Below are 1,181 nucleotides of genomic sequence, written 5' to 3'. Positions count from 1 at the left end.
ATAATTTCAGTTACAACACCGGCGCCTACCGTGCGGCCGCCCTCGCGGATCGCAAAACGCAGGCCTTCTTCCATCGCTACCGGTTGAATCAGGCTTACTTCCATCGTCACATTGTCGCCCGGCATGACCATCTCTACCCCATCGGGGAGCTCACATGATCCGGTCACATCCGTGGTCCGGAAGTAGAACTGCGGGCGGTAGCCGTCGAAAAACGGCGTGTGTCGGCCGCCTTCGTCTTTGGACAGCACGTATACCTCACATTCGAACTTCTTGTGTGGGGTAATTGAGCCCGGCTCGCAGAGTACCATACCCCGCTGGAGGTCTTCTTTGTCGACCCCGCGCAGCAAAATTCCTGCATTGTCGCCGGCCTGCCCTTCGTCGAGCATGCGGCGGAACATCTCAATACCAGTAACCACCGAGTCCATCGGGTCTTCAATAATACCGACAATTTCAATCTCATCGTTCAGCTTCACCACTCCGCGCTCGATACGGCCCGTTGCCACGGTACCGCGGCCGGTAATAGAGAAAATATCTTCGACCGGCATCAAGAACGGCTTTTCCACATCGCGTTCGGGCGTTGGAATCGTCTCGTCGACGGCGTCCATCAGATCTAAAATCGCCTGCTCGTGGTCCTCGTCGCCTTCCAGGGCTTTCAGGGCCGATCCTTTTATGACGGGAATGTTGTCGCCGTCAAATTCATAGTTGCTCAGCAGCTCACGGACTTCCAGCTCGACGAGCTCAATCAGCTCCTCGTCGTCGACCAGATCGGTCTTGTTCATAAAGACCACAATCTCGGGCACCCCTACCTGGCGGGCCAACAAGATATGCTCGCGGGTCTGTGGCATCGGGCCGTCGGTGGCCGCTACCACCAAAATCGCCCCGTCCATCTGGGCCGCTCCGGTAACCATATTCTTTACATAGTCGGCGTGGCCCGGGCAGTCGACGTGCGCATAGTGGCGACCTTCGGTTTCATACTCAACGTGCGCCGTTGAGATCGTTATCCCACGCTCCTTCTCCTCGGGGGCGTTGTCGATGTCGACAAACTGCTTGGCAACCCCGCCGTGGTGCTTGGCCATTACGGTCGTAATCGCCGCCGTCGTGGTCGTCTTCCCGTGGTCTACGTGACCTATCGTTCCTATGTTTACATGTGGCTTATCTCGCTGAAATGTCTCTTTTGCCAT

1 protein-coding gene is annotated in these 1,181 nt (G+C 56.8%); it reads right to left on the bottom strand.

Annotation, left to right across the window (positions count from 1 at the left end; all coding sequences use genetic code 11):
- The coding region (gene tuf / locus AAFH98_RS15035) for an elongation factor Tu (RefSeq protein ID WP_342523695.1) at positions 1-1,181 on the bottom strand (1,181 nt) is incomplete at its 3' end.

Origin of the sequence: Fodinibius sp. Rm-B-1B1-1, assembly GCF_038594945.1 — a bacterium.
Classification (GTDB): Bacteria; Bacteroidota; Rhodothermia; order Balneolales; family Balneolaceae; genus Fodinibius; species Fodinibius alkaliphilus.
This window is presented reverse-complemented; position numbering and strand designations above follow the sequence as displayed.